Source organism: Nonomuraea roseoviolacea subsp. carminata (assembly GCF_024172185.1).
GTDB lineage: Bacteria > Actinomycetota > Actinomycetes > Streptosporangiales > Streptosporangiaceae > Nonomuraea > Nonomuraea roseoviolacea.
Genome location: NZ_JAMZEC010000001.1, coordinates 7166951 through 7191946 on the forward strand (window position 1 = coordinate 7166951; position 24996 = coordinate 7191946).

At 70.4% G+C, this 24996-nt stretch carries 19 protein-coding genes; 10 read left to right on the forward strand and 9 right to left on the reverse strand.

Features of this window, described 5'->3' with window-relative positions:
• Nucleotides 1–47: 47 nt before the first annotated feature.
• A complete protein-coding gene (locus HD595_RS33075; protein ID WP_253775909.1) occupies nucleotides 48–542 on the reverse strand; it encodes a DUF2087 domain-containing protein in 495 nt (164 codons plus the stop codon).
• A gap of 17 nt (nucleotides 543–559) precedes the next feature.
• Here HD595_RS33075 and HD595_RS33080 point away from each other — a divergent pair, with 17 nt between their 5' ends.
• Nucleotides 560–1138 carry a hypothetical protein gene (locus tag HD595_RS33080; RefSeq protein ID WP_253775911.1) on the forward strand — a complete coding sequence of 193 codons (579 nt, stop codon included), beginning with the start codon at nucleotides 560–562 and terminating at the stop codon, nucleotides 1136–1138.
• A gap of 225 nt (nucleotides 1139–1363) precedes the next feature.
• On the opposite strand, the gene HD595_RS33085 is transcribed toward HD595_RS33080, so the two are convergent.
• Together HD595_RS33085 and HD595_RS33090 are read right to left on the reverse strand one after the other, a co-directional pair.
• Nucleotides 1364–1768: a hypothetical protein gene (locus HD595_RS33085; RefSeq protein ID WP_253775913.1), complete on the reverse strand. Its 405-nt coding sequence runs from the start codon at nucleotides 1766–1768 to the stop codon at nucleotides 1364–1366.
• A gap of 52 nt (nucleotides 1769–1820) precedes the next feature.
• Nucleotides 1821–5459, reverse strand: a complete 3639-nt coding sequence (locus HD595_RS33090; protein ID WP_253775915.1) for an SGNH/GDSL hydrolase family protein — start codon at nucleotides 5457–5459, stop codon at nucleotides 1821–1823.
• Between the two features lie 1023 nt (nucleotides 5460–6482).
• Between HD595_RS33090 and HD595_RS33095 the strand changes: the two genes are divergently transcribed.
• Nucleotides 6483–7109: an RICIN domain-containing protein gene (locus HD595_RS33095; RefSeq protein WP_253775916.1), complete on the forward strand. Its 627-nt coding sequence runs from the start codon at nucleotides 6483–6485 to the stop codon at nucleotides 7107–7109.
• A 41-nt stretch (nucleotides 7110–7150) separates the two neighbouring features.
• Nucleotides 7151–8107, forward strand: a complete 957-nt coding sequence (locus HD595_RS33100) for a hypothetical protein (protein ID WP_253775918.1) — start codon at nucleotides 7151–7153, stop codon at nucleotides 8105–8107.
• 116 nt (nucleotides 8108–8223) lie between these two features.
• Here HD595_RS33100 and HD595_RS33105 read toward each other — a convergent pair whose 3' ends face one another.
• On the reverse strand, nucleotides 8224–9360 hold the full coding sequence (locus HD595_RS33105) for an ROK family transcriptional regulator (RefSeq protein WP_253775920.1): 1137 nt from the start codon (nucleotides 9358–9360) through the stop codon (nucleotides 8224–8226).
• Between the two features lie 111 nt (nucleotides 9361–9471).
• Here HD595_RS33105 and HD595_RS33110 point away from each other — a divergent pair, with 111 nt between their 5' ends.
• The 4 genes from HD595_RS33110 to HD595_RS33125 are packed head-to-tail and all read left to right on the forward strand — an operon-like array spanning nucleotide 9472 to nucleotide 13764.
• Nucleotides 9472–10749 carry an ABC transporter substrate-binding protein gene (locus HD595_RS33110; RefSeq protein ID WP_253775922.1) on the forward strand — a complete coding sequence of 426 codons (1278 nt, stop codon included), beginning with the start codon at nucleotides 9472–9474 and terminating at the stop codon, nucleotides 10747–10749.
• Between the two features lie 8 nt (nucleotides 10750–10757).
• Nucleotides 10758–11600: a carbohydrate ABC transporter permease gene (locus tag HD595_RS33115; protein ID WP_253775924.1), complete on the forward strand. Its 843-nt coding sequence runs from the start codon at nucleotides 10758–10760 to the stop codon at nucleotides 11598–11600.
• The gene (locus HD595_RS33120) at nucleotides 11590–12411 is read left to right on the forward strand and encodes a carbohydrate ABC transporter permease (protein WP_253775926.1); all 822 of its coding nucleotides are present in this window, start codon (nucleotides 11590–11592) and stop codon (nucleotides 12409–12411) included. The genes HD595_RS33115 and HD595_RS33120 overlap by 11 nt, the downstream gene beginning before the upstream one ends.
• 9 nt (nucleotides 12412–12420) lie before the next feature.
• Nucleotides 12421–13764, forward strand: a complete 1344-nt coding sequence (locus tag HD595_RS33125; protein WP_253775928.1) for an alpha-L-fucosidase — start codon at nucleotides 12421–12423, stop codon at nucleotides 13762–13764.
• 106 nt (nucleotides 13765–13870) lie between these two features.
• Here the strand turns inward: HD595_RS33125 and HD595_RS33130 are convergent, their stop codons facing one another.
• The 3 genes from HD595_RS33130 to HD595_RS33140 form a co-directional block, all read right to left on the reverse strand.
• Nucleotides 13871–16378, reverse strand: coding sequence for a DEAD/DEAH box helicase (locus tag HD595_RS33130; protein ID WP_253781393.1), 2508 nt, complete (start codon nucleotides 16376–16378; stop codon nucleotides 13871–13873).
• A gap of 114 nt (nucleotides 16379–16492) precedes the next feature.
• Nucleotides 16493–17005 (reverse strand): GNAT family N-acetyltransferase, encoded by a 513-nt coding sequence (locus HD595_RS33135; RefSeq protein WP_253775930.1) that lies wholly within the window; start codon nucleotides 17003–17005, stop codon nucleotides 16493–16495.
• A gap of 25 nt (nucleotides 17006–17030) precedes the next feature.
• Nucleotides 17031–18332 (reverse strand): acyltransferase family protein, encoded by a 1302-nt coding sequence (locus tag HD595_RS33140; protein WP_253775932.1) that lies wholly within the window; start codon nucleotides 18330–18332, stop codon nucleotides 17031–17033.
• A gap of 203 nt (nucleotides 18333–18535) precedes the next feature.
• Between HD595_RS33140 and HD595_RS33145 the strand changes: the two genes are divergently transcribed.
• Together HD595_RS33145 and HD595_RS33150 are read left to right on the forward strand one after the other, a co-directional pair.
• Nucleotides 18536–19786, forward strand: a complete 1251-nt coding sequence (locus HD595_RS33145) for a sensor histidine kinase (protein WP_253775934.1) — start codon at nucleotides 18536–18538, stop codon at nucleotides 19784–19786.
• The gene (locus HD595_RS33150) at nucleotides 19777–20424 is read left to right on the forward strand and encodes a response regulator transcription factor (protein WP_253775936.1); all 648 of its coding nucleotides are present in this window, start codon (nucleotides 19777–19779) and stop codon (nucleotides 20422–20424) included. The genes HD595_RS33145 and HD595_RS33150 overlap by 10 nt, the downstream gene beginning before the upstream one ends.
• Nucleotides 20425–20567: 143 nt before the next feature.
• Here the strand turns inward: HD595_RS33150 and mihF are convergent, their stop codons facing one another.
• Nucleotides 20568–20873 (reverse strand): integration host factor, actinobacterial type, encoded by a 306-nt coding sequence (gene mihF, locus HD595_RS33155; RefSeq protein WP_175594632.1) that lies wholly within the window; start codon nucleotides 20871–20873, stop codon nucleotides 20568–20570.
• Nucleotides 20874–21595: 722 nt separating this feature from the next.
• On the reverse strand, nucleotides 21596–22915 hold the full coding sequence (locus tag HD595_RS46280) for an ROK family transcriptional regulator (RefSeq protein WP_301309671.1): 1320 nt from the start codon (nucleotides 22913–22915) through the stop codon (nucleotides 21596–21598).
• 318 nt (nucleotides 22916–23233) lie between these two features.
• On the opposite strand from HD595_RS46280, the gene HD595_RS33170 reads away from it, so the two are divergent.
• The gene (locus HD595_RS33170) at nucleotides 23234–24544 is read left to right on the forward strand and encodes an MFS transporter (RefSeq protein ID WP_253775938.1); all 1311 of its coding nucleotides are present in this window, start codon (nucleotides 23234–23236) and stop codon (nucleotides 24542–24544) included.
• The last annotated feature ends 452 nt before the right edge of the window (nucleotides 24545–24996 follow it).

Below are 24996 nucleotides of genomic sequence, written 5' to 3' on the forward strand. Positions count from 1 at the left end.
TTACGGAGCGTCAGACGTGCACGGGGCCGCGGCGGGCTTAGGGCGGGTCAGACGTCCACGGGGCCGCCGCTGCGCCAGTACACGTTGCCCTCCCGCGACAGCAACCCCTCGTCCACCAGGTAGCGGCGCAGCGCCGCGTAGTCGTCGTGGAAGGCGCGCAGCGTCACGTTGACGTCCTTCTCGGCGTAGCGCACGCCCGGCTCGAACAGCCGCGCGATGTAGCGCAGCACCACCAGCCGCTTCTCGCGCCGCATCGGCATGGTGCGCAGCCTGCCGTCCACGAGGAACGTCCGCAGCAGGCGCTCCTCCTCGCTCACCGGCGCGGGCGGGTCCGCGATCTGCCGCAGCAGCTCGCGGAAGCGCCCGGGGGTGGCCCGCCACGTCCCGTCCTCGCCGCGGGCGGCCAGCCCGCCGCCGGCGAGCCGTTCGAGCGCCCGGGGCGGCAGCTCGCCCTCCACGCCGAGCACCAGCGACGCGAACGCGCGCAGCGTGTCCTCCTGCGCCAGCAGGCCGAGAGTTCTCCGGATGTCCTCGTCAGTCATTCGTACTATTTTGAACCATGCTGATCAGCCTCGCGTTAGCCGCCGCCGTGTCCATCCCCAACGGGTTCCTCCTGTACGAGAAGGCCGCCTCGATCAAGGACGACGACCCCGAGACGAGCTGGAGCGTCAGCGGCAAGAAGACCGCGCCCCTCGTGGTGGACCCGTGCGAGCGGCCCAAGCTGGGTCAGTCCGGGCGTACCGCGGCCAAAACCATCGTCTACACGGCCGTCCCCGACTACTCCAAGTCCGAGCAGGTCGTCCTGTACGCCTCCGAGGCCGCCGCGCGCCGGGCCCTGAGCGACCTGCGCGCCGCCGCCACGGCCTGCCGCACCGGCGGCTACCGTTACGCCGTCGCGCCCCTGGCCCTGGGCGACGAGGCCGTGACCGTGTCCGGCCAGAGCTACCAGGGCGGCAAGCCGGCCATCGGCGGCGAGCGCGCCGTGGTCGTCCGCCGCGCCGACGCCCTGGTCCTCTACACGCGGGCGGGGGAGTGGGGCCGGCCCGCCAAGGCGGACTACCGCGAGCAGATCAAGGACGCCCGGCGCATGCTCGCCAAGCTCTGCACCGTCGCACGGTGCGAAATGTCCCGATCTTGAGACATTCTCATGACCCGATCAGGACCCACTCCCCGCGAAGATTGAGGAACAGGCGTGTGCCGGAACGCCGTTGCCAGTCCGTTCCGGCACACGGCTATCTCCCCCGTCGTCCTGCCACGACGGGGGACGTCGAGCCCGGCGTCGGCCCGGGGGCCGCCGGGCTCCAAGCGCGTCCGCAGCTCTGTGGGCTTCCTTCGCCGCACGCCCGCGTCGTGAGCCCCGGGATCACGGACGCGTTCTCATGTGCGGAGTCGCCTCTGGGCATACCGTTCCTTCTGTCGCGCGCGAGGCGCCACGAGAGGGCAGCGGAATCTCGTAGGTGAAGCAGCGGTCTCCCAGCCCCGAGGTGTCGTCGATGCGGACGACCACCCTGGCATGCCCCGGAATCACCTCGGCATGCCACCACTGCCGGTCAACGACTTCTTCGATCTCGCGGGCCGACAAATGTCCGTCTCCCGCATTCTTGCTCAATGCCTGTCCGATTCGCTCCGCCTGCTGCCGCATGTGGGCGAGCCCGGCTTCTTCGCGTGCATGTTGATGCGCGTGCACGCTGAGAAAGACCCAGGATATGGCGACGATCACGAGCAGTGGTACGGCTATGAGGATGACCCGAAGAATGAGGAGTGTCACCCCTGCCCGGGGAGAGCCGGACGGCGTCGTGGCACTCCTCGCAGATGTCATCTCATGACCCGTGGTAGCCAATGGCGTTCAACACGCCGTTCACCACCGTAGCGTATCCCACCGTACCGGCCCTGTTCGGGTGGAACGATTCCCGGCTGAGGCATGTTTCGCCGGTGGGGACGCACAGTTGTGATGCCGCGTCCCCTGGATGGAAATCTCCGTCGCCGTTGGGGCCCGAGACCATCTTGTTGACCCACTCTGGCGTGTCACAGCCGCCGTGGCCGACGAAAGCCGGAACAGGGTCGGCGTACGCCACCTTCATTGGAGGAGTGGCCGTGGAAAGCGTGTGCACGAGCTGCGCCTGCTTTCCGTTCGCGTAGGTCACCAGTTCCGCGAGCGCCTCGGCCTCGGTGAGGTCGAACCACAGGGATCCGTTGCATTTCACCGTCGTGCTGAGCAGTTTCGGATAGCCGGCGAGGACGATCTGCGCGTTCGGCGCGAGCCTTGCGATGTCCCGCAGAGTGAGCTCCAGATTCGGGATCATGTCGTCCGCCTTCTTCTTGTACTTGGCCAAGAATTCCGGCGTGTTGCACGCGGGCACCGGATAGGAACAGTCGGTCATCGCCAGCGTGAAAGCGTTGCCGTCGTTCCCGCCGAGCGTCAGGACGACGAGGGTGGTGTTCTCGTCGAGGACTCCCGAACCGGCTTGGTTGATCTCCTTGAACTGGCCCTCTCCGAGATACTGCCGGTCCGGGGCGAAATAGGTGTCCATGACGTTTCCGGTCTGTGCGCCGGAGCAGGCCACGAACCCCAGCTCGACATTCGGGTCGAAGCTGTCAGAAAGAGCCCCGACGGGAGTGGACGACCCGGCCACCACGAGTTTGCGAGCCCATGCGTTCTTGCTTCGCCGGCAGGCGTTCCATCGCTCGGTTCCATGCGCGGCGTCCGACTCGGGAGAGTATTCGCCGGCTCCCTCCCCGGCGGTGTACGAGTCTCCCAGCACGGCGATCAGGTGTTTCGGCTTGGCCGGGAGGGGTTGGAAAGCGATGGCATCCCATGCGATGGGCGTGTTGCCGTTCCCGTCGTAGGTGCTGTTGCTGAGCTTCACCTTCGGGGTGCCGGCGAACTTGTACACGCCGAGGCTGACCCACTTGTTGGTGCGTGCTCCTTGGGAGAGGTATCGCTTCTTGGTGGATCCGTTGCCGAGGTGGATCTCGTAGGGGGCCTGCTGCGAGAGCGCAAGCCTCCGGGGTACATGGACCAGCACGCGGGCCCAACCGTTGAGCGCCTGGTTGAGTTCCCAGGTTCCGGTCGCCTCCATCTCCGTGCCCCTGTGCGCTGTGTCGCGCGTGAAGCCGAACCAGTAGTGGCCTCCGAAGCCGTTGCCCAACTGTTGGAAGTCGGCCCGTCCTGGCACTCTTCCGGCCGCGTCCTGAGCGAACTCGAACGTCATTCTTCCGGAGTTCGTCCAGTTCTTGTTGTCCTGTTCGCAGCCTCCCCCTCGGATCACTGGAACGGATCTCGGCACATCGTCGACGATGAGCGAACCCGCAGGGAGCCCGGCGGTATTACAGGACGTGAAGTTGTAGGTCGGCTCGGCTCGCTCGATCCCTGCGTATGTCTGGTCGTAGCGGAGGTAAGCCTCGTTCCCGCAGTCGTCGGGACAGGTCTTCCACGTCTTCGCGGCGTGCCACCAGCACGTCTCGCGGTCGGCGGACCTGCAGCCGTCGGCGGTCGCGCGGTCGCAGTTGTTCTCGTCGCCGCAGAAGGCGTTGTGGTCGACGATCTCCTTCAAGGCGGCGTACGTCGGAACGATTCTGGATCGCGCATTCGCGGAGTTCCACCACGCGTAGTTGTATCCGCCCTCGTCCTTCGGCTGCTGGGTGGCGGGGTCGATGTACGTCTTGACGATCGGCCAGGCCGCCCATCCGAGCACTTTCTCCTGGTACGGCCACTGCTGGGGACGCGCGGCGTCCGCATAACTGTTGTTGTCGAGGAAGGGCGTACGGCCGATCGGGTAGTCGGGATTCCTCGGGTTGTTCGTCCAGCCAACTCCCCAGTTCCCGTTGTGGCTCCCGGCCTCCGATTTCGGGTGCCAGCCGGAGTTGTACGCCCATGCCGCGAAGTACCAGTTCTCGATCTTCGACGGGTCGCCGTTGTTCGCTATGACCTTGCCCCCCGTGTCGCTCCAGATCTGGTTCCATTTCTCGGCGAGCGTCACGACGCCGGCGGCTATGTTGGTCACGTAGTCGAGGGCGACTCTTCGCTGGGTGTCCTCGGGCCATGACCATTCGCCGGGCGGCACGTGCCCCGCGCCTCGCATGTGGTCCGTCTGCTGGGTGATTCCATAGCCGCAGTCAGCCTTGGTGAAATCGATGTCCCAGTCGTTGCCCGGGTTCTGGTCGTATACGTTGACCCCGTAGTAGTTCCCCACCAGAGGGTTGCCGGTCTCTCCTTCGGAGACGTGTCTCTGGGCCTGCCAGAGATTCGACTCCTGAGCCAGGATGCCGAAGACCACGGAGACGGGGATCCTTCCGCCACCAGCCAGATCGGGTGCAGGGAAGAGTCCTTGCGGGTTCCAGGAGGAAACGCCGGAGCCCTTCCAGTTGTCCGGTCGGGTGACCTGCAGTCGGTTCTTGAAGACCAACTGATCCACTGCCCACTCGACCTGACGCCAGTGCGGCTGGTACGTCTGGGTCTTCGGATCATTGCGCGGCACCGAGCACGAATACCCCTGATCGACCGTTCCTGGAACGGAGGCGACGGTCGCGTCGGTCACGCCCAGTCGGGCAAGCCGAGGGTTCGGCGCCGTACCGGTGTCCGCCTTCGGCGCCCGCCGACGCCCCGGAGCGAGTTCGAAGTTCACCCTCTGCCGCGTGGTCGGCACATAGGCGGTCACATCGATGGTGGAGCCGGTCGCCGTACCGTCGGAGACGCCATGGATCCCGGTGTCCTGCTGCGAGGTCGGTTGAGGCCTTCGCAACTCACTGGAAGCGGTGCTCTCGACGACGACTCCGCCTTCCGAACTGACCTCTCCCGCTGAAGGCGCATCGACCAACGTGACCTTGGAAGGGAGGTTCTTGTTCGGTTCGGCCTTGCCGACGACGAAGACACGGCCGTCGGCGCCCGACCTGAGACCGACGGATCCGAGACGGCCGGATGCGACCACTCGTGAACGTCCCTGCTGGTAGTGGTTGACGAAGGCATCTGTGCCCGATGCGTCGAGATAGAGGACGCCGCCATCGACGGTCGGCCGCAGATCGAACGGTGTGGAGCGTGTGGTGGCGAGCGTGGTGAGCCGACCATCGCGTTCCACACGGACCAGGCGGTTCCCGGCGGCCGCGACGGTCTCGCTGCTCGTCGCGATGGCAGACGTGACCTGTTCCCGAACGACGACGGGGTCGCCCAGCTTCTTGGTCGCGGCATTGACGACGCGAAGGCGAGTGCTGCCGCGGCTCTCCGTCACACCTTGCGTGAATGCCACTCGGTCATCGGCTCCGCACCCGGGGTTGTAATAGGCCAGAGAAACCTGATCCTGCAGTTTGGTGACGGCACCGGATTTCACGTCGATGATCGCGGCAAACGCTCCCCTGCTGAACAACCAGTCCCGATTGGTGAAGTACCGGGGCGCGTATACGGCGATGACCTGTTTGCCGGAGCTGGTGAGGCAGGCATTGCCAATCCACTGATCGTTGGACATGCCGGGCTCGTTCAGGGTGGCCAGCGTCCTCCACTGATAGGCCGTCCTGGCCGAAGCAGCGAGCACGTGGAAACCGGTGGAGTCCCCGGTTGCGGTGACCGCCAGATCCGTAGAGTCTTGCCACCCCTTGGGAAGGACGTGTTCACGCCGAGCGGGAGCCACGGACGATCGGTCTTCATCGGGCGGCGGTGGTACAGGAGGATTGTTGCCGCCACCCGCTCCCAGTAGGGGATCCACCACTTGCGAAATGGCCGACGGTTGCGCCAGGGCCGGGAGGTCTGGTGCGGTCAGTCCTGTGACGAAGAGGCCGGCAGCGGCAGCCACCACAATCGAACGTCGTAAAGGCACTGTTTCCCTCCCATGTACGAGGGCACCCGAGAGCGCGATTTTGCGATCGAGTGCGAACACGCTCTGACGGGAACGCGTGATGTGGCAACGGCCTCAGCCCGGCCGGAACAGGCGCCTCGGTGATCTTCACTCATGGTTGGACACTTGGCAAGGCAATTTCGGGAAGGTCGGCCTTCCTGACTTCACTGGCGTCCGGGTTGCCTGAGCGTCTTGATGGGGCTCATGTGTTCATCGACCGGGCCGACGTCCCGAGGCAAGGGCAGGCTTCGCGTGGTGTCGTCGAGATGAACATTTCTTGTTCGGTGATGGTGTCGCGGCTCCGAAACCACCGTGCGACTCCACGAATCAAGCCCGGTAGGACTTCTTGCATCCTGTTTACGGACCGCCCGGATCTACGTTCGGCGCCCGTGCCGGGACACGCCGTACTGTGATTTGCATCACACCGAAACTCATTGTCAACCTGAAATGTCTGGTACATGATCAAGCGACGGAAGACGGGGATACTCAATCAAAAGGAATCGGAATAGTTCGGCGGTGGCCTGAGGGGTCTAGTACTGCTGGACCCTGTCAGCCGCGCCGGCGGCGGTGGAAGCGGTCTTGGCCGCACCGATCGACCGACCATCGAACAAGCATTCAGTGCCTGTCACGCAGGGCAGTAGAGGAGGAGAGGGAGAGTTGAAGGTCAGCATACGCGCCACCGCATCCAGGCTCGGTGCAGCGTCACTGGCGGCGGTTACTGCCGCAACCGCGCTCACGGTGTTTCCTGGAAATGCTGCGCACGCCGACTCGGTGAACAGATGGGCGACCGCCGGCGATTACGGAAGAGGCTACCTGTTCCTGGAGGTGCTCAGCTCCAGCACGGCAGATCTCGCCAACGTCATAGCGTATCCGTCGAACAGCGGCTCGGCCAATCAGTACTGGTCGGACCACCACATATCAAACGGCTACTACTATCTTGTGAACAACAACAGTGGGAAAGTTCTCGATCGCTGGGACAGTCACACGGGTCCGGGCAGCGACGGCGGGTGCAGCACCCCGATGCAGTACCGGTGGGTGAATGAGTCGCAACAGTACTGGCGCTTCGACGATGAGTACAGTAACTACTACGGCCGATGGTTCAATATGTGGGTGAACAAGGCGGGATGCTCCGGCAACGTGTACCAGGCCACTCTGGGCGTGAATTTTTCCACGGCTGCCAACAACGGACTCTGGACGACGCAGTTCCACATGGACCGGTGCGTCTACGGTGACAACTACGGCATATATCACAGGTGCTACTGGAGGAGGAACGGCGAACAATGACACTTCGGCGAGGGAGTGCTGCGGCCGTTGCTGTCGTGGCTGTGGCCACGGTTGCCACTGTAGGGATCTTCAGCCAACTGTCCCAGGACGAGCAGCCGGCGTTCGCCACGGTTGACCCGACCGCGGCACCTCCGGTTCCCTCCGATGTGCGCTCGACCGGCGGACCGGGCGGCGAAGTGCGCGAGCCCGTGCTCGGTGAGATCGTGAAGGTCACGAATTCCAACCCGGTGCCGATGCCGCTCGACCCGCACCTCACGTCGATGAGTGACATCAAGATCATCGACCAGGCGCAGGACGTCGCGGCGGCCATGTGCATGCGGTCGCTCGGCTTCACGCGGTGGAAGGCCGACACTATTCGTACGTGGCGTCCAGAGGACTATCGAGAATTCGACACCTTCGAATACCTGGATCCCAAGGCCGCCGCCGATTCGGGCTACCCACGCGTCCCAGCGGTCAAAACTGCGGCGCCCGACGCCAGGACAGGACACGAGCCCACTGCCGACGAGAAGAGCGCGTTCTACGGCGCCGCGGCCCGGACCACGGCTGGAACTGCCGTCCCGGCCGGAGGGTGTGTACGCCAGGCCGATCAGAGTATCTATGGCAAGGCCGGTGGCGACCTGCCCGCCGACCCCCGTAGCCTTGCGGTCGGTTCCCGCTCGCGCGCGCTCGGCGACAGCCGGTTGCGAGAAGCGATCAGCGCGTGGCGCGCATGTATGCAGGACGCCGGTATCACGTCCTACCAGCACCCGGTCGCCGCGAAGAATGATCCCACGTGGCAGTCGCGTGACGCCGGTACACCCGCGTCGGCCGAGGAGAAGCGAGTGGCCGCGGCCGACGCGAACTGCCAGCTCCAGGTGAATCTCGTGGGCGTGTACAAGACGGTCCGGGCAGCATACGAACAGCAACTGCTCGACGAGAACAGAGCCAAGATCGACGAGTCCAAGCGTATATTCGCCACCTGGGTCAGCAACGCCAAGGCGATCATCAAGGCCGGCTGAATCGCGCCTTCATCCAGGTGAGATGGTTCGCATGGGGAGCGGGAAGTAATACGCGGAAACAGCGGAGGACGCCATGCGTCCTCCGCTGTTTCCGTACGGCTGCAGAGACCGGCGGCTCACGAGGCGAGGCTGGCGGCCAGGACGAGGCTGGCGGCGCCGCGGGCGTGGCCGCTGTCGTCCCACGGCCGCAGCGTGATCTCCAGCCCGGACAGCGCCGCGATGACCCCGTCGTCGACCGCGCGGTGGAAGCCGGGCGCCAGGTACGGCCAGAGCACGTGGCTCTCCCCGATGACGGTCAGGGCCCGCACGGCCAGCACGTTCACCACGCCCGCCACGGCCCGGCCGAGGATCTCGCCGGCCTCGGCGAGCAGGTCGCGCACGCCCTTCGCGTCGTCGGCGGCCAGGCGGCGCAGCTCCTCCAGCGGCGGCGGCGCGACCGTCAGGCCACGCCTGACGGCCTCGGCGGCGAGCGCGTAGTCGGCGACATACGCGTCGACGCAGCCCCGCCGGCCGCACACGCACGCCGGGCCGTCCGGGCCGGTCGGCACGTGGCCGAACTCGCCCGCCACCCCGTCGGGCCCGCGGTGGACCCGGCGGCCCAGCACGATGCCCATGCCCACGCCGTCGCCGATCGCCAGCACCAGGAAGTCGTCGTGGTCGCGGCCGGTGCCGTAGAGCAGCTCTCCCGTGGTGGAGGCCCTGGTGTCGTTGTCGATGAGCACGGGCACCGGCAGGCGCGCGGCCAGCGGCGGCTGGAGCGGCAGGTCGGTCCAGCCCATGCGCGGTGACAGCCGGACCGTGCCGGTGCCGGGGTCGATCACCCCCGGGACGGCCAGCCCGATGCCGAGCACCCGCGCGCCGGTGGCCGGGTCGCCCAGCACGTCCTCGCACGCCGCCGCGAGCTGCCCCACGGGGTCGTCCGCGGGGGAGAACGGCCGGGTGAAGCGGGCCACCTCGCCCCCGTCGAGCCGCGCCAGCACGCCCATCAGGTGGTCGGGGTGCACGCGCAGGCCCAGCGTGTAGGCCGCGTCCGGGACCACCTCCAGCGGCACCTTCGGCCGTCCCCGGCCGCTGACCTGCGGCGGCAGCTCGCGCAGGAAACCCAGGTCGATGAGGCGGCGGGTGTGCTCCGTGACGGTCGCGGCGCCGAGGCCCAGCCGGGCGGCGATCTGTGACCGGTTGAGCGGCCGTGACCCGAGCATGGCGAGGATCTCCGCCTTGATCAGGTCCTCCCGGTACGGGGGTGGGGGCATACCGCTCATTCTGCCTCTCTTGACGCCTTGCGCATCCCGACCCTAAGGTCAGCCACCATAATAATTTCGCCCCCGAAAAATATCACGGGCGGCGTCCAGGAGGGAGCGCAGATGCACATGCGCAGAGGCGTCCTGCTGGCCTTGGGCCTGGCAGGCACGATGGTCACCGCCGCGTGTGGCGGCGGCGGAGGCACCGGCACGTCGGGCGGCGCCCGCGACACCGGCGGCACCGTCACGCTGGACTGGGAGATGTGGGCCGGCAGCGAGGACGAGAAGGCCCAGCTCGACCATCTCGCGGCGCTCGTCACCCAGAAGCACCCCACCATCAAGGTCAACCTCCGCACGGCGCCGTTCAACGACTACTTCACCAAGCTCCAGACCGAGTTCGCCGCCGGCAAGCAGCCGTGCGTGGTGTCCATGCAGAGCCTGCGCCTCAGCGCCTACGCCGACCTGCTGGAACCCCTCGACGGCAAGGCCGACGCCCAGGGCTTCGCCCCCGCCGCGCTCCAGGCGCTCAAGCTGGGCGGCAAGCAGCTCGCCCTCCCGTACGACCTGGCCTCGATGCTCCTCTACTACAACAAGGACGCCTTCACCAAGGCAGGAGTGGCCGAGCCGAAGAGCGGCTGGACCGTCGCCGACTTCGAGCAGGCGGCCAAGAAGCTCTCCACCGGCGGCAAGGCCGGGTTCGGCATGTCCTTCGCCGACCTGCACACGCTGTCGATGCTGCTGACCTACAACGGCGCCCAGCCGGTCACCTCCGACGTGAAGCTGCAGTTCGACAGCCGGCCGATGGTGGACGCGCTCACCTGGTACGCCGGCCTGGCCACCGCCAAGGCGGCACTGGTGCCGGCCAGCTCCTCCGACGTGGGCTGGGGCGAGACGCAGTTCGTCAACGGCAACGCGATGATGGCGGTCGACGGGTCGTGGAACATCGGCTCGGCGCTCAAGGACGCCAAGTTCGCCGTCGGCTTCGCGCCCCTGCCCGCCGGGTCGGGCGGGTCCAAGACCTACCTCGCCGCCTCGGGCTTCGGCGTAGCCAAGGGCTGCCCGTACCCGGCGGAGGCGGCCAAGGCCGTCTCGGTGCTGACCGGGGCGGACGCCCAGGCGTACCTGGCCGGGCAGGGCCGCAGCTTCCCCTCGCGCACCGACCAGCAGGCCACCTACGAGGAGTTCCTGGTCAAGCAGGACCCGAAGAACGCCGCGGCCGTGCGCGGCGCCATCGCCTCGGTCAAGGACGGCCTGGCCGGCGGCGTCCCCCTGTTCACCACGAAGAACTGGGACAGCGTCGGCAAGCTCATGGCGCAGTACCTCATCCGGGTCTACACCGGCGACCAGTCGCCCAAGGACGCCCTCGCCACGATCCAGCAGCAGAGCGCCCGGGGCCAGTGAAGAGGCCAGTGAAACCGCGTACGACAGAGCAGTGGAGCGCGCTCGGCTTCGTCACGCCGAGCGTGCTCGGACTGGGACTGTTCACCCTGTTCCCGGTCGGGATGGCCGTCGTCATGAGCTTCTTCCGCTGGCCCATGCTCGGCACGCGGGAGTTCGTCGGCCTGGACAACTTCCGCTACCTGCTCGGCGAGGACCCCGACTTCCTGACCGCGCTGCGCAACACCTTCGTCTTCACCGGCCTGTACGTGCCGCTCAACATCCTGCTCGCGCTCGGCCTGGCCTTCTGGATCCACCGCTCACGCTGGGCGAACCTGTGGCGGGTGCTGTTCTTCGTCCCGGCCATCACCCCCATGGTGGCCAACGCGGTGATCTGGAAGCTGCTCTTCCAGGCCCTCGGCGGGGAGCCGAACGTGCTGGCCGACGGCCGCACCGCGCTGCTCGCGGTGGTGGCGATGAGCGTGTGGCAGGGCTTCGGCTACAACATGATCGTCTTCTCCGCGGCCGTCAACGAGATGTCGCCCAGCGTGCTGGAGGCCGCCTCGCTCGACGGGGCGACCGGGCTGCGCAGGCTCGTCAGCGTGCAGCTCCCGCTCATCTCGCCGGCGCTGTTCTTCGCGGCCACGATGACGATGATCAACGCGTTGCAGGTGTTCACCCAGCCCTACATCCTCACCGCGGGCGGCCCGGGCAACGCCACCGAGACCCTGGTCATGAACGTCTACCAGGCCGGCTTCGAGTCACGCGACCTCGGGCTGGCCGCGGCGGGCGCGTGGTTGCTGTTCGCGATCATCCTCGGCGTCACGGCCGTGCAGTTCGTGGGCCAGAAACGGTGGGTCCACTATGAAAGCTAGCCGTGCCGTGTCCCACGTCCTGCTGGCCGCCGTCGCCCTGACGTTCCTCTACCCGCTGGTCTTCGCCGTCGCCACGGCGCTCAAGCCGCCGGGCGAGACGTTCGGCTCGCCGGCCGCGCTGGTCGGCTCGGAGGTGCGCTGGCGCAACTTCGCCGACGTGTTCTCCTACGTGCCGTTCGAGCGCTACATCGGCAACGGCGTGCTGGTGGCGGGCGCGGGCACCCTCGTGGTGCTGGCCGCCTCGGCGCTGTCGGCCTACGCCTTCGCGGCGCTGCGCTGGCGCGGCCGGGACGGGATCTTCCTCGTCTTCCTGGCCACCATGATGGTGCCGCAGGAGGTGCTGGTCGTCCCCATGTTCCTGCTCATGCAGGCGTTCGGCTGGGTCGACAGCTACCAGGCGCTGATCTTCCCGTGGGCGTTCACCGCCTTCGGCGCGTTCCTGCTGCGGCAGTTCTTCAAGAGCGTGCCGGGCGAGCTGCGCGAGGCGGCGCGCCTCGACGGCGCCGGGGAGCTGCGCGTGTTCCTGCGGGTCATGCTGCCGCTCGCCCGGCCCGCGCTGGGCGTGCTGGCCGTGTTCACCTTCATCGGCTACTGGAACAGCTTCCTGTGGCCGCTCATCATGATCAACGACGTGAACGCCAGAGGCACCGTGCCGCTCGGGCTGCAACTGTTCTTCGGCCAGAACGGCAACCAGTGGCACCTGGTCATGGCCGCCTCCGTCATCTCGATCCTGCCCACCCTGCTGCTGCTGATCGCGCTGCAGAAACACCTGGTGAAGGGAATCGCCACGGCCGGGCTGGCCGGGCGCTGAAAGGAATCCATGCTCTTCTTCGATCGCCGGACCGGCCCCGACCTCGGTGAGGACGCGCCGCGCTACCCCGACCGACCGGTGCCCGACTGGTACCGGGACGCCAAGTTCGGCGTGTTCGTCCACTGGGGGCTGTACTCGGTCGCCGGGTGGGCGCCGCCGCGCCGGCCGGGCGAGGACGTGCCCGTGGAGCTCGAGTACAGCCACCACCAGTACGCCGAGTGGTACGCCAACACCCTGCGCATCCCCGGCTCGCCGACCGCCTCCTACCACGAGACCGCCTTCGGCGTCGGCACCTCCTACGAGGACCTGGCCGACGCCTGGACCGCCGAGCGGTACGACCCCGACGGCTGGATGCGGCTGTTCGCCGCGTGCGGGGCGCGCTACGTGGTGCCGACGGCCAAGCACCACGACGGCTTCTGCCTGTGGGACACCGCCACCACCGGCTTCTCCAGCGTCCGCCGGGGGCCTCGCCGCGACGTCGTCGCCGAGCTGGCGGACGCCGCCCGGTCGGCGGGGCTGCGCTTCGGGCTGTACTACTCGGGGGCGCTCGACTGGCACGTGTCGCACTTCCCGCCGATCCGGTCGCTGACCGACCTGTTCACCCACCGGCGCAACGACCCGGCCTTCGCCCGCCACTGCTTCGACCAGGTGCGGGAGCTGGTCGAACGACACCGGCCCGACGTGCTGTGGAACGACATCGACTGGCCCGACTCGGCCAAGGCGGCCGGGCCGTACAGTCTGGCCGAGCTGTTCGAGCACTACTACGACCTCGTGCCCGACGGGGTGGTCAACGACCGGTGGGGCGTGCCGCACCTGGGTTTCCGCACCCGCGAGTACCGCACCGAGAGCGGCACGACGGACTGGGCGTGGGAGGCGACGCGCGGCCTGGGCGCCTCGTTCGGCTACAACCGCGCCGAGGACGACGCCCACCTCATCGACGCCACCGAGCTGGTCCACCTGCTCGTCGACACCGTCGCCAAGAACGGCAACCTGCTGCTCAACATCAGCCCGCGCGGCGACGGCTCACTGCCCGAGACGCAGGTCGGCCGGCTGCGCGAGCTCGGCCGGTGGCTGGCCGCCCATCCGGACGCCGTCTACGGCACCCGCCCCTGGCGCCGCCACGCCGAGCCGGTGGGGGCTCCGCTGCGCTACACCGTGCGCCCCGACGGGACGCTCAACGTGATCGCGCTCGACCCGGCGCAGGGCGGCTTCCGCCTGCCCGCCGACCTGATCGGCCGCCCCGGCGCCCGCTGGGGGGAGGGGGCCGCCGAGATCGGCCCGGACGGCACGGTCGTCATCCCGGAGGCCCTGCGCCACCTGCCGGCCGCCGTCCTGACCCTGCCGCCGTCCTGACCACGCCCGGCCGTCCTGACCACGCCCGGCCGTCCTGACCACGCCCGGCCGTCCTGACCACGCCCGGCCGTCCTGACCACGCCCGGCCGTCCTGACCGGTAACCCCTCAGAGCCGGTTGAGGCCGAGGACGTGCAGGACGGCCCGCCCCTCCTCGTCGGAGGCCGCCAGATCGACCTGGGCGTCGATGCCCCAGTCGCCGTCGCCCGCCGGGTCCTTGACCGTCTGGCGGACCTTCCACAGCCCGCTCTCCTCCTCGATGCGCAGCAGCGCCGGCCCGCGCGCGTCGGCGTCGGTGTGGATCTCCTCGTGCTCGTCGTAGTACGCGTCGAGCGCCGCGCCCCAGTCGACGTCCGGAGCCAGCTCCTCCAGCTCGTCCTCCTTCTCCAGCGCGCACAGCTCCACCAGCCGGAACATCGCGTTGCGCACCAGCACCCGGAACGCCCGCGGGTTGGCGGTGACCGGGCGGACCTTGGTCTCGAGCTGCTGGTGCCGCTCCAGCGCCTCCGCCGGGTTGGCCAGCTTCTCCCACTCGTCGATCAGCGACGAGTCGACCTGCCGCACCAGCTCGCCCAGCCACTCGATGAGGTCGACCAGGTCGTCGGTCTTCAGGTGCTCGGGCACGGTGCGCGACAGCGTGCGGTAGGCGTCGGCCAGGTAGCGCAGCACCGTGCCCTCGGAGCGGGCCAGCTCGTAGAACTGGATGTACTCGCCGAACGTCATCGCCCGCTCGTACATGTCGCGCACCACCGACTTGGGGCTGACCGTGTAGTCGCCCACCCACGGGTGACCCCGCCGGTACGTCTCGTAGGCCCCGAGCAGCAGCGTCTCCAGCGGCATCGGGTACATCACCTCGGCGAGGGCGTCCATGCGCTCCTCGTACTCCATGCCGTCGGCCTTCATCTGCGCGACCGCCTCGCCCCGCGCCTTCTTGAGCTGGGCGGACAGGATCTGGCGCGGGTCGTCGAGGATCGACTCGACGATGGAGACCATGTCGAGGGCGTAGCTCGGCGACTCCTGGTCGAGCAGGTCGAAGGCGGCCAGGGCGAAGGTGGACAGCGCCTGGTTGAGCGCGAAGTCCTCCTGCAGCTCGATCGTCAGCCGGGCCCGGCGGCCCTGCTCGTCGGGCTCCGCGAGCTGCTCGACGATGCCGCCCGCGAGCAGCGACCGGTAGATGGCGATGGCCTGGCTGATGTGCCGCCGCTGCCACTTGCGGTCCTCGTGGTTGTCGGTCAGCAGGTGCTTCATCGCCTGGAAGCAGTCGCCGGGCCGGTTGATGACGGCCAGCAGCATCGCGTTGCTCACCTTGAAGCGGGAGGCCAGCGGCTCGGGCTCGGCGCCCTGCAGCTTCTCGAACGTCTCCTCGCTCCAGCCGACGAACCCCTCCGGCGGCTTCTTGCGGGCGTAGCCGCGCCGCCGCTTCGGGTCGTCGCCGATCTTGGCCAGGGCCTTGGCGTTCTCGATGTCGTGCTCGGGCGCCTGGCAGGCGACGTAGCCGATCGTGTCGAACCCGGCCCGCCCGGCCCGGCCCGCGATCTGGTGGAACTCGCGGGCCCGCAGGCGGCGCACCTTGTTGCCGTCGTACTTGGACAGCGCGGTGAACAGCACGGTCCGGATCGGCACGTTGACGCCGACGCCCAGCGTGTCGGTGCCGCAGATGACCTTCAGCAGGCCCGCCTGCGCCAGCCGCTCGACCAGGCGGCGGTACTTGGGCAGCATGCCGGCGTGGTGGACGCCGATGCCGTGGCGCACGAGCCGCGACAGCGCCCGGCCGAAGCGCGTGGTGAAGCGGAAGCCGCCGATCATCGCGGCGATCGCCTCCTTCTCCGCCTTCGACGCCATGTTGATCGACATCAGCGCCTGCGCGCGTTCCATCGCGGCGGCCTGCGTGAAGTGGACGACGTACACGGGCGCCTGCCCGGTGCTGAGCATCTCCTCCAGCGTCTCGTGCAGCGGCGTCATGCGGTACGAGTAGACCAGCGGGACGGGCCGCTCGGCGTGCTTGACCACGGACGTCGGCCGCCCGGTGCGCCGGGTCAGGTCGCGCTCGAACATCGCGACGTCGCCCAGCGTGGCCGACATGAGCACGAACTGCACGTGCGGCAGCTCCAGCAGCGGCACCTGCCAGGCCCAGCCGCGGTCGGGTTCGGCGTAGAAGTGGAACTCGTCCATGACGACCTGGCCGATGTCGGCCGCCGCCCCGTCGCGCAGCGCCACGTTGGCGAGGATCTCGGCGGTGCAGCAGATGATGGGGGCGCCCGGGTTGACGCTGGCGTCGCCCGTCATCATGCCGACGTTCTCGGTGCCGAAGATCGCGCACAGGTCGAAGAACTTCTCCGACACCAGCGCCTTGATCGGCGCCGTGTAGAACGTGCGTAGGTCCCGCGTGAGCGCCGTGAAGTGGGCGCCCGCCGCGACCAGGCTCTTGCCGGAGCCGGTCGGGGTGGCCAGGATCAGGTTGCTGCCGGAGACCACCTCGATGAGCGCCTCCTCCTGGGCGGGATAGAGGGTGAGCCCGCGTTCGGAGTTCCAGGAGACGAAGGCGTCGAAGATCGCGTCCGGTTCGGCGTCGATCTCTTCGGGGAGGCGGTCGATGAGAAGGCTCACGCCCTCTATCCTGCCGAAGAAACCCCGGTGGTCGAACCGCTTGTCGCGCCGCTCACCGTGTTTTGCGGGCGTGCGCGGGGGAGGGGGACGGAAACCCCGGTGGTCGAACCGTCTGTTGTGGGTTCAGCGTGTGGTGGGGGCGTCCAAGGCGCGCTGGAGGAGGATCGTGTCGATCCACCGGCCGTGCTTGAAGCCGACGCTCCTCAGCCGTCCCGCCTGCTCGAAGCCGAACGCCGTGTGCAGCCGCAGCGAGGCCGGGTCGCCGCCGTCGGCGACCACCGCCACCATCTGCCGCACCCCGGCGCGCGCGGCGCGCTCGACGAGCTCGCCCAGCAGCAGCCGCCCCAGGCCGCGTCCCGTGGCTCCGGGCGCCAGGTAGATGGAGTCCTCCGCCGTGTGCCGGTAGGCGGGCTTGGGCCGGAACTGGCCGGCGTAGGCGAACCCGGTCACCTCGCCGTCCTCCTCCGTCACCAGGAACGGCAGCCCGGCCCCGATGATCGCCGCGGCCTTGGCCCGCCAGTCCTCGACACCGGGCGGGATCTCGTCGAAGGTGGCCACGCTCTTCTCGACGTAGTGCGCGTAGATGGAGGCGACGGCGGGGACGTCGGACTCCGCCAGCGGTCGTGGTGTCGTCATGTCATGCCATTGTGCGGCTGTCGCATTACAGGCGTGTTTCCAGGAGTTCACCCACCAGGGCCGGGCGGCGCGGAGCCGCCGTCAGCAGGAGCGCGCCGCCGACCGCCGCCACCGCCGCGACCGGCGCGACCCCCGGAGCGAACCCCGCCACCGTGAGCGTCAGCAGCCCCGCGCCGGCCAGCGCCGCCGCCACCAGCATCCGCGGCCACCCACCCGGCCGGTACGGCAGCGCGGGCGGCTCCTCGAACCGGGCGAACACCTTCAGCAGCGGCCACATCACCAGGCACAGCGCCCCGAACCAGAACGGCCACCCGGCGAACCACCCCGCACCGCCCGGCGCCGGCGTGTCCACGCCCAGCCCCACCACGACCACCCCGGTCACCACGAACAGCGCCGGCATGTGCCACAGGTACACCGTCATGATCCGCGGCCCCGCCCAGGCCAGCGGTCCGTCCAGCGGCAGCCGCAGGATCCGCCCGCGCAGCAGCAGGGCCAGCCCCACCTGCCCGAACGCCACGGCCAGCATGGCCAGCGTCGGGGGAGCCATGTTCGACATCTCGGCGCCGGGCAGGCCGATCATGCTGCCCGGGTACGGCCCCGCCCACACCAGCAGCGCCGCGGCCCCGAACCCGCCGGCCGCCATGACGCCCGGCCGGGTCAGCCGCCCCTCCGCGTACAGCAGGCCGAGCTGGTGGACCGCCAGCCACACGAACACGATGTTGAGGTAGCCCAGCGCGTCGAGGCCCGTGGAGAAGCGGGCGACGTCCGTCAGCACCGCACCGGCGGCCAGCGCCGCCGGGACCCGCCCGCCGTACCGCTCGTGCAGGCGGGCCATCAGCGGCGTGGTCGTCACGGCGACGACGTAGACGGCGAGGAACCACAGGAGCTGGCCGGTCAGCCGCGCGCCCGTCTCCAGCGGCTGGGCCGGCACGCCGAGCGCGGCGAGGGCGTGCGGGAGCGGGATCCACACGGCCGCCAGCGGCAGCAGCGGCCAGGCCAGCCGCCGCAGCCGGGCCGCCAGCCACCGCGGCGCGTCGTGCCGGGCGCGGCCGAAGCTGATCGCGTTCGCGGCGCCGCCCGCGAAGAACACCAGCGGCATCACCTGGCTGAGCCACGTGACCACCCACACCCCGGGCGTGGCCAGCGCGTTGCCCGTCGTCAGGGTCGTCCCGTCGAAGGCGAGCACGGGGATCGTCCAGTGCTGCAACACCACCAGCGCGATGCCCAGGACGCGCAGCACGTCGATGAACGGGTCCCGGGCGACGCGCGGCGGGGCGGCCGCGGCGGGGACGCCGGGCGGCGCCGGACGGTCGAGGAGGACGGTCATGGGGGAGAGCCTCGATTCAACGGCTTCGTCGGGAAGCTCGGGAGGGGATGTCCCCAGCCTCCCGGCGCGGCCGTCCCGGCACATTCCCGCGGGCCGCCGAATCGGGGTCAAGATCGCACCACCGGCCGGGGTAGGGCAGGCCCTACCCCGGTATGCCTGCGCACCGGGTCGAACCGGGGCGAGGCGCGGCATACCGTTGCGGCATGCGCTCCCTCATGAGGCGTGTCCTGCTCGACACGCGTTACACGCTCGTGGGCTTCCCCACGACGGTCATCGGCTTCGCGATCCTGGTCTCCGGGTTCGCCGCCGGGCTGGGCACCGCGGTCGTGTGGATCGGCGTGCCGATCCTGGCCGGCGTCCTCATGATCGCGCGCGGGTTCGCCGACGCCGAGCGCGGCTGGCTGTCCGACGTCCTGCGCCGCCCGCCCGTACGACCCCGTTACAAGCCCGCGCCCGAGGGGGCCGGCCGGTTCCGCCGGCTGATCAACCCGATCACCAGCGGCCAGTCCTGGCTCGACCTGCTGCACGGCATCCTGAACCTGCCGATGGCGGTCATCAGCTTCGTCATCACCGTGGTGTTCTGGGCGCTGCCCATCCTCGGCCTGACCTACCCCATCTACGGCGTCGTGACCTCGCGCATCCCGGGCGGCGACCAGGAGCTGCCCGAGCTGCTCGGCCTCGGCAGCGGCTACGGCGTCAACGTCGTCTTCAACGTGTCGCTCGGCCTGCTGGGGCTGCTGATCCTGCCGGTCATGGTGCGCGGGGCCGCGCTGATCCGCGCCGGAATGGGCCGGGCGCTGCTGACGGGCGTCGCCGAGCTGCAGGAACGCATCGACGATCTCGCCGAGGGCCGCGCGGCCGCGGTCTCCGCCGAGGCCAACGCGCTGCGCAAGCTGGAGCGCGACATCCACGACGGCCCCCAGCAGCGCCTGGTGTCGCTGGCCATGGAGCTGTCCCGCGCGCAGCGGCAGATGGCCCGGGACCCGGAGGCCGCCCAGGCCACGATCAGCTCCGCGATCACCGCCACCCGCGAGACGCTCGACGAGCTGCGCGCCCTGTCGCGCGGGATCGCGCCGCCCATCCTGTCCGACCGCGGCCTCGCGCCCGCGCTGGCCGCCCTCGCGAGCCGCTGCACGGTGCCCGTGGAGCTGGACGTGCAGGTCGTCGGCCGCTTCCAGGCCGCCGTCGAGAACGCGATCTACTTCGTCGTCGCCGAGACCATGACGAACGTCGCCAAGCACAGCCGCGCCACCGTCTGCACCGTCCAGCTCACCCGCACCGGGAACGTCCTCATGCTGACGATCGGGGATGATGGAGTCGGCGGCGCACACGTCGCCAAGGGACACGGTCTCGCCGGGCTCGCCGACCGGCTCCGCGCGGTCGACGGGGAGTTCACGGTCAGCTCGCCCGACGGCGGGCCGACAGTGATCGTGGCGGAGGTGCCGTGCGCGTAGTGGTGGCCGATGACGCGGTCCTGATCAGGGAGGGCCTGGTCAGGCTGCTGGAGGAGTTCGGCTGTGAGGTGGTGGCCACCGTGGGCGACGGCGAGGCCCTCGTCGCGGCGGTGGAGGAGCACCGGCCGGACGTGTCGGTGGTGGACGTGCGGATGCCGCCGTCGTTCACCGACGAGGGGCTGCGCGCCGCCGTCGAGGCCCGCAAGCGGGTGCCGGGGACGCCGGTGCTCATCCTGTCGCAGTACGTCGAGGTGTCGTACGCCGACGACCTGCTGGCCGACGCCCGGGGCGCGGTCGGCTACCTGCTGAAGGACCGGGTCGTGGACGTCGACGAGTTCCTGGAGGGCCTGCGGCGGGTGGCCGCGGGCGGCACCGTGTTCGATCCTCAGGTGGTGTCGCAGCTGATGGTGCGCAGGCGCAAGAACGACCCGCTGGCCCAGCTCACGCCGCGCGAGCGGGAGGTGCTGGGGCTCATGGCCGAGGGCAGGTCCAACCCGGCCATCGGGCGGCAGCTCGTGATCAGCGACGGGGCGGTGGAGAAGCACATCAGGAGCATCTTCAGCAAGCTCGGCCTCTACGCCGACGACAGCGACCAGCACCGGCGCGTGCTCGCCGTCCTGACCTACCTGCGCTCCTGACCCGCGCTCCCCGAGGTCCGGCGGGTGAGGGGGAGGTTCTTGGGGGGTCTGCGGGGGGTTCCGGGGCCGGGCGGCCGGCCGGCCCGCGCGGCGGACCCGCGCGGACCAGGCCACCCGGTCTCCAGGACCCGGCCACCCGGTGTCTAGCCGAGCGCCTCGACCAGCTTCTTGCGCTGCTGGGCGCCCAGGCCGCCGAGGCGGCGCTTCTCGTCGACGCCCGCCTCCTCCATCAGCGCGGTGGCCTTGGCCGGGCCGACACCCTTGACCGCGCGCAGCGCCTGCGACACCTTGATCTTCTTGGCGATGTCGTCGTCGCGCTCAAGGAGCTGCGAGAACGTCATCTCGCCGGCCTTGACCTTGGCCAGCAGGGCGGTGCGCGCCGCGCGGGCCTCGGCCGCCTTCTCCAGAGCCGCCTTGCGCTGCTCGGGGGTGAGAGTGGGAAGTGCCATCTCTGTCTCCTCGGGGAGTTAAACGTTCGGGGTTCTGTTACCCGTAGTGCAGTGGCTAATCATGGCGGATACCAGCGGTTCTTGGTGCGGAAAGCGTCCGCTCAGGGCGTGCGCCGCGCCCGCGCGGCCGCCTCGGCGGGTGACGCGGCCCCGCGCGGGGAGCGGGGACGGCTGGAGGGGCGCCGCCGTTGGGCACGCTCCCGCGGCGTCGTCGCGTGGGCTGGGAAAACGGCTTCCGGCCAGGGCGTGAACGGCCTCGCCGGCGGCCCGGGCGGGCCCGCCGCCGTGACCGGGGCGACGGCGCCGTCCGGCCGGCGCGCGGGCGCGGTCCCGGCCGCGTGCCGCTCACCGCGCGGGGGCCGATGAAAGCCCAGGTGGCGGCCTATGTCGGCGTTCTTGGCGGGACGGGGGCGTCCGCGCTCCCGCGCCCTCTCGGACGCGGCCGGTCCGCACGGGTCTCGGGTCCCTCTCTCGGGGCCCCTCCGGTCGCGAGCCGCTCCGCCGGACGCCGCCTCCCCTCGGGGCCGCCGGCTGACGGGGACGGCCTCACGGGCGGGCCGGGGAGGAAACGCTGGTAGATCACCGGGCAGGCGCCGGATTACGGTCGGTGGCGGCGTTTCACCCGTCTCGCGTGTTTTGCATCACATTCTGATTTTCGGGCGTGTCGCGGCCACTTTTCCGGCGCCGACCATGCGCTACGGGCGCCGGAACGCGGCCAGAGCTCAGGTGTGGGCGCGGCGCCACTGGTCCACGGCGTCCACCGTGAGGAAGGCGTCGAAGACCGACTCCATGGCGCCGATCAGCGAACCGCGCCACCCGAGGGCCGAGGGCGCGAGCCGGGGCGGCCTTTCCCGGCGGATCGCCATCAGGCCGCGCTCGAACCGCTCCGTGAGCTGCGGCAGCGCCAGCCGGTGCAGGTCCACGCCGAACCCCGACAGCGTCACCACCTCCGGGTCGTGCGCGTTCACCAGGGCGGAGACGCCGCGGCCGAGCGCCTCCGCGCAGGACGTCACGGCCCGCACCGCGCCTTCGTCGCCCACCGTGGCGGCGGAGAGCAGGCGCTCGGCGTGGTCGCGGCCCCGCCCGCCGCCGTGGGTGAGGCCGAGGTGGCGCAGCAGGGCGTTGGTGCCCACCTCCTGCCCCCAGCACCCGTACGCCCCGCACATGCAGGGCGCGTCGCCGCCGATGAGCGGCATGTGGCCGAACTCGGCGCCGACCCCGGTCGCCCCGGCCAGCGGGCGGCCGTCCACGATCAGCGTTCCGCCGAGGTCGAAGTCGACGTGCAGGTGCAGCCCCACGGCGACGCCGCGCAACTCGCCCCGCCGGGCCTCGGCCAGCCCGGCGAACGCCGTGTCGTTGCCCACGACCAGCGGCCGGGGCAGGGCATGCCGGGAAGGCGGCCGGGGTTCGAGGGCCTGGGAGGCGGGGATCCGGGGCGGTGCCTGGGGCTCGGGGGCCTGGGACGCGGGGATCCGGGGCGGCGCCTGGAGTTCGGGGGCCTGGGGGAGGGCCAGCAGGCCGGGGACGTCCACCGAGCTCCAGCGCAGGTGCGCGATGTCGACGAGCCCGCCGGGGCGCACCGGGCCCGCCAGCGCCACGCCGGTGCCCACCACCCGGGGGGCCAGCCGTTCGAGATGGCCGCGCAGCGCCGCGCCGAGGGGGACGAGCGCGCCCTCGGGCGTCCCGTCGTGCGGACGCACCTCCAGGACGGTGGCGCGCCCGCCCAGCTCGCACGCCGCGACCTCCCAGGCGTCCTCCCGCACGTCGACCGCCAGGGCGATCGGACCGCGCGGGTGCGGACCCGGGACCTGCGTGGGCCTGCCCCGACCGTGCTCGGGCGCCGGCTCCTCGTGCAGCAGCCCGCTCTCGGCCAGCTCCCCGACCAGCACCGACGCGGTGCCCCTGGCCAGGCCGAGGTCGCGGGTGAGCTGGGAGCGGGTCAGGGACGCGCCGCAGTCGTGCACCGCCCGCAGCAGCCGCGCCCGGTTGTGGGCCCGCAACGCCCCGCTGGTCGTCGCCCCCGCCTCGTGCTCCGCTCGCATCTCCGGCGCTCCCTTCCCTCCGCGCGGCGCCATCGCCGCACCCTCCGCCGCCCACACGTCTCCGCCGCGCGCCATCGCGCACACGGCTCCGCCGCGCACCGTATGCCGCGCGCACTCTGTCGCTCGCACGCCGCCGCGTCCGCACCCGTGCGCCGCCGGCACGCCACACCCTGCACCACGGCAGTGCCGCACGCCCGCGCGGGCTGGGCCGGGCGGGCGCACCGGCGCGCCACACCTCTGCGCCACACCTGCGCCCAGGAGGGCCCCACCGGGGTCCCGCCGTTGTGCCGTCCCCACACCCTTGATTATGCTCTAGCCGTGAACATAAGTCTTGCGGTGGCGCGTCGTGCCCGGATCGCGGTGTTCGGCTACTTCTTCCTGGCGGGGTTCGTGATGGGCCTGTGGGCGGCCGGCCTGCCGTCCCTCAACGACCGGCTCGACCTCGGACCGGGGCGGCTCGGCAGCGTGCTGCTGCTGATCTCCGGTGGCGCGCTGGTGTCCATGCTGGTCACCGGCCCGCTCGTGGACCGGTGGAGCAGCCGGGCCGTGTGCTGGGTGTCCGGCCCGCTGTCGGCGGCGGTGCTGCTGGGGCCGGCCCTCGCCCCCGGATATCTGTGGCTGGCCGTGCTGGCCGTGGTGTTCGGCATGGGGCTCGGGGTGACGGAGGTGGCCATGAACACCCACTCCGTCGAGGTCGAGCACGCCTACGGGCGGCCGATCATCTCCGCGTTCCACGGCACGTGGAGCCTGGGCGGCGCGGCCGGCGGCGGGCTGACGGCGCTGGCGCTGCAGACGGGGCTGGACGCGCAGGTGCTGCTCGTGGCGGCGGCGGTGGTCGTGCCGTTCGTGTACGTGCCGTTCGCGCTGCGGCTGCTTCCGTCCCGCCGGTCGCGGGACGTCCCCTCCGGCGCGGACGGCCAGGGCGGCGCGGCGGGCGCGGCGGGTGCTGCGGGCACGGATCAGGCGGTGGACGCGCGACAGGGCGACGGGGCTCCGGGCGGCCCGGTGCGGCGTGGCGGGCCCGGGCTGCGGTGGGGGCTGGTGGCGATGCTCGGGCTGGCCGCGTTCGCCGGGCACCTGAGCGAGGGGGCTGCCATCGACTGGGCCGCCCTGCACGCCCGCTGGGTGCTCGGCACCGATCCGGCCGCCGCGCCCATCGCGTACACGATCTTCTCCGTCGCCATGACCACCGTCCGGCTGCTCGGCGACCCGATCCGCGGCCGGCTCGGCTCCGTGCGCACGATCCAGCTCGCCGGCCTGCTCGCCACCTGCGGCTACCTTCTCGTGCTCGTGTCGCCGCTGGTGGGCGACGCGGCGCGGGTGGCGTGCGCGTGGACGGGATGGGCGCTGGCCGGGGTGGGGCTGGCCACGGTGGTGCCGGTCATCTTCAGCGCCGTGGGCGCCGCCGGCGGCCAGGTCGGGCGGGCGCTGTCGCTGGTGACCGCGTTCGGCTACAGCGGGATGCTGGTGGGGCCCGCCGTGCTGGGGTACGTGGCCGAGCAGTCGTCGCTGCCGGTCGCGCTGATCGTCCCGGCCGTGCTCGCGGCCGTCGTCGCGCTCGCCGGGGCCCCCGCCATCCGCTCCCTGTCGAGGGAGCACCCGCGGGTCGAGGTTCCCGTCCGTTCGTGACGTCTCCGCCGCGGCGGGCTCTTCCGAAGCCTCCTTCATGGCTTTTACGGCCGGCACGGGAGGGCCCACCCGCCGCCCGTGGCCGGTGACCTTCCAGGGGCACGCTCCTCCGCCTCACCGCTGACCCGCCGTGACGCGCGCCAAGTCACCGGGGCCGTGGCACCCGCGCGCGCCGGGACCGGCCCCGCGACCGGGCCCGCGACCGGCCCCGCGACGCCGGGGCCGGGGCTGTGGCCCGCGTGCGTTTGGGGGCGGCGTCCTGACGCGGGCACCCGTCCCGTGCCCGTTTCATGACCGTTTCCCGGCCGAAAGCCGCCCCCGGTCGCGCCCGTTATACCGTTGACCTGGTGTTATGTGATCGTGACTTGACCCGCATGGTGCCTCCAGGTTTCATGTCCGAAACACCGTAAACGTTTACAGACTCTTGCCGGAAACGTTGACGAACGCGGAAG

Coding starts and splice junctions, on each gene's coding strand:
- HD595_RS33075 (WP_253775909.1), bottom strand. CDS start 542: ATGACTGACGAGGACATCCGGAGAACTCTCGGCCTGCTGGCGCAGGAG.
- HD595_RS33080 (WP_253775911.1), top strand. CDS start 560: ATGCTGATCAGCCTCGCGTTAGCCGCCGCCGTGTCCATCCCCAACGGG.
- HD595_RS33090 (WP_253775915.1), bottom strand. CDS start 5,459: ATGTCCAACGATCAGTGGATTGGCAATGCCTGCCTCACCAGCTCCGGC.
- HD595_RS33105 (WP_253775920.1), bottom strand. CDS start 9,360: ATGCCCCCACCCCCGTACCGGGAGGACCTGATCAAGGCGGAGATCCTC.
- HD595_RS33110 (WP_253775922.1), top strand. CDS start 9,472: ATGCACATGCGCAGAGGCGTCCTGCTGGCCTTGGGCCTGGCAGGCACG.
- HD595_RS33120 (WP_253775926.1), top strand. CDS start 11,590: ATGAAAGCTAGCCGTGCCGTGTCCCACGTCCTGCTGGCCGCCGTCGCC.
- HD595_RS33125 (WP_253775928.1), top strand. CDS start 12,421: ATGCTCTTCTTCGATCGCCGGACCGGCCCCGACCTCGGTGAGGACGCG.
- HD595_RS33135 (WP_253775930.1), bottom strand. CDS start 17,005: ATGACGACACCACGACCGCTGGCGGAGTCCGACGTCCCCGCCGTCGCC.
- HD595_RS33140 (WP_253775932.1), bottom strand. CDS start 18,332: ATGACCGTCCTCCTCGACCGTCCGGCGCCGCCCGGCGTCCCCGCCGCG.
- HD595_RS33145 (WP_253775934.1), top strand. CDS start 18,536: ATGCGCTCCCTCATGAGGCGTGTCCTGCTCGACACGCGTTACACGCTC.
- mihF (WP_175594632.1), bottom strand. CDS start 20,873: ATGGCACTTCCCACTCTCACCCCCGAGCAGCGCAAGGCGGCTCTGGAG.
- HD595_RS46280 (WP_301309671.1), bottom strand. CDS start 22,915: ATGCGAGCGGAGCACGAGGCGGGGGCGACGACCAGCGGGGCGTTGCGG.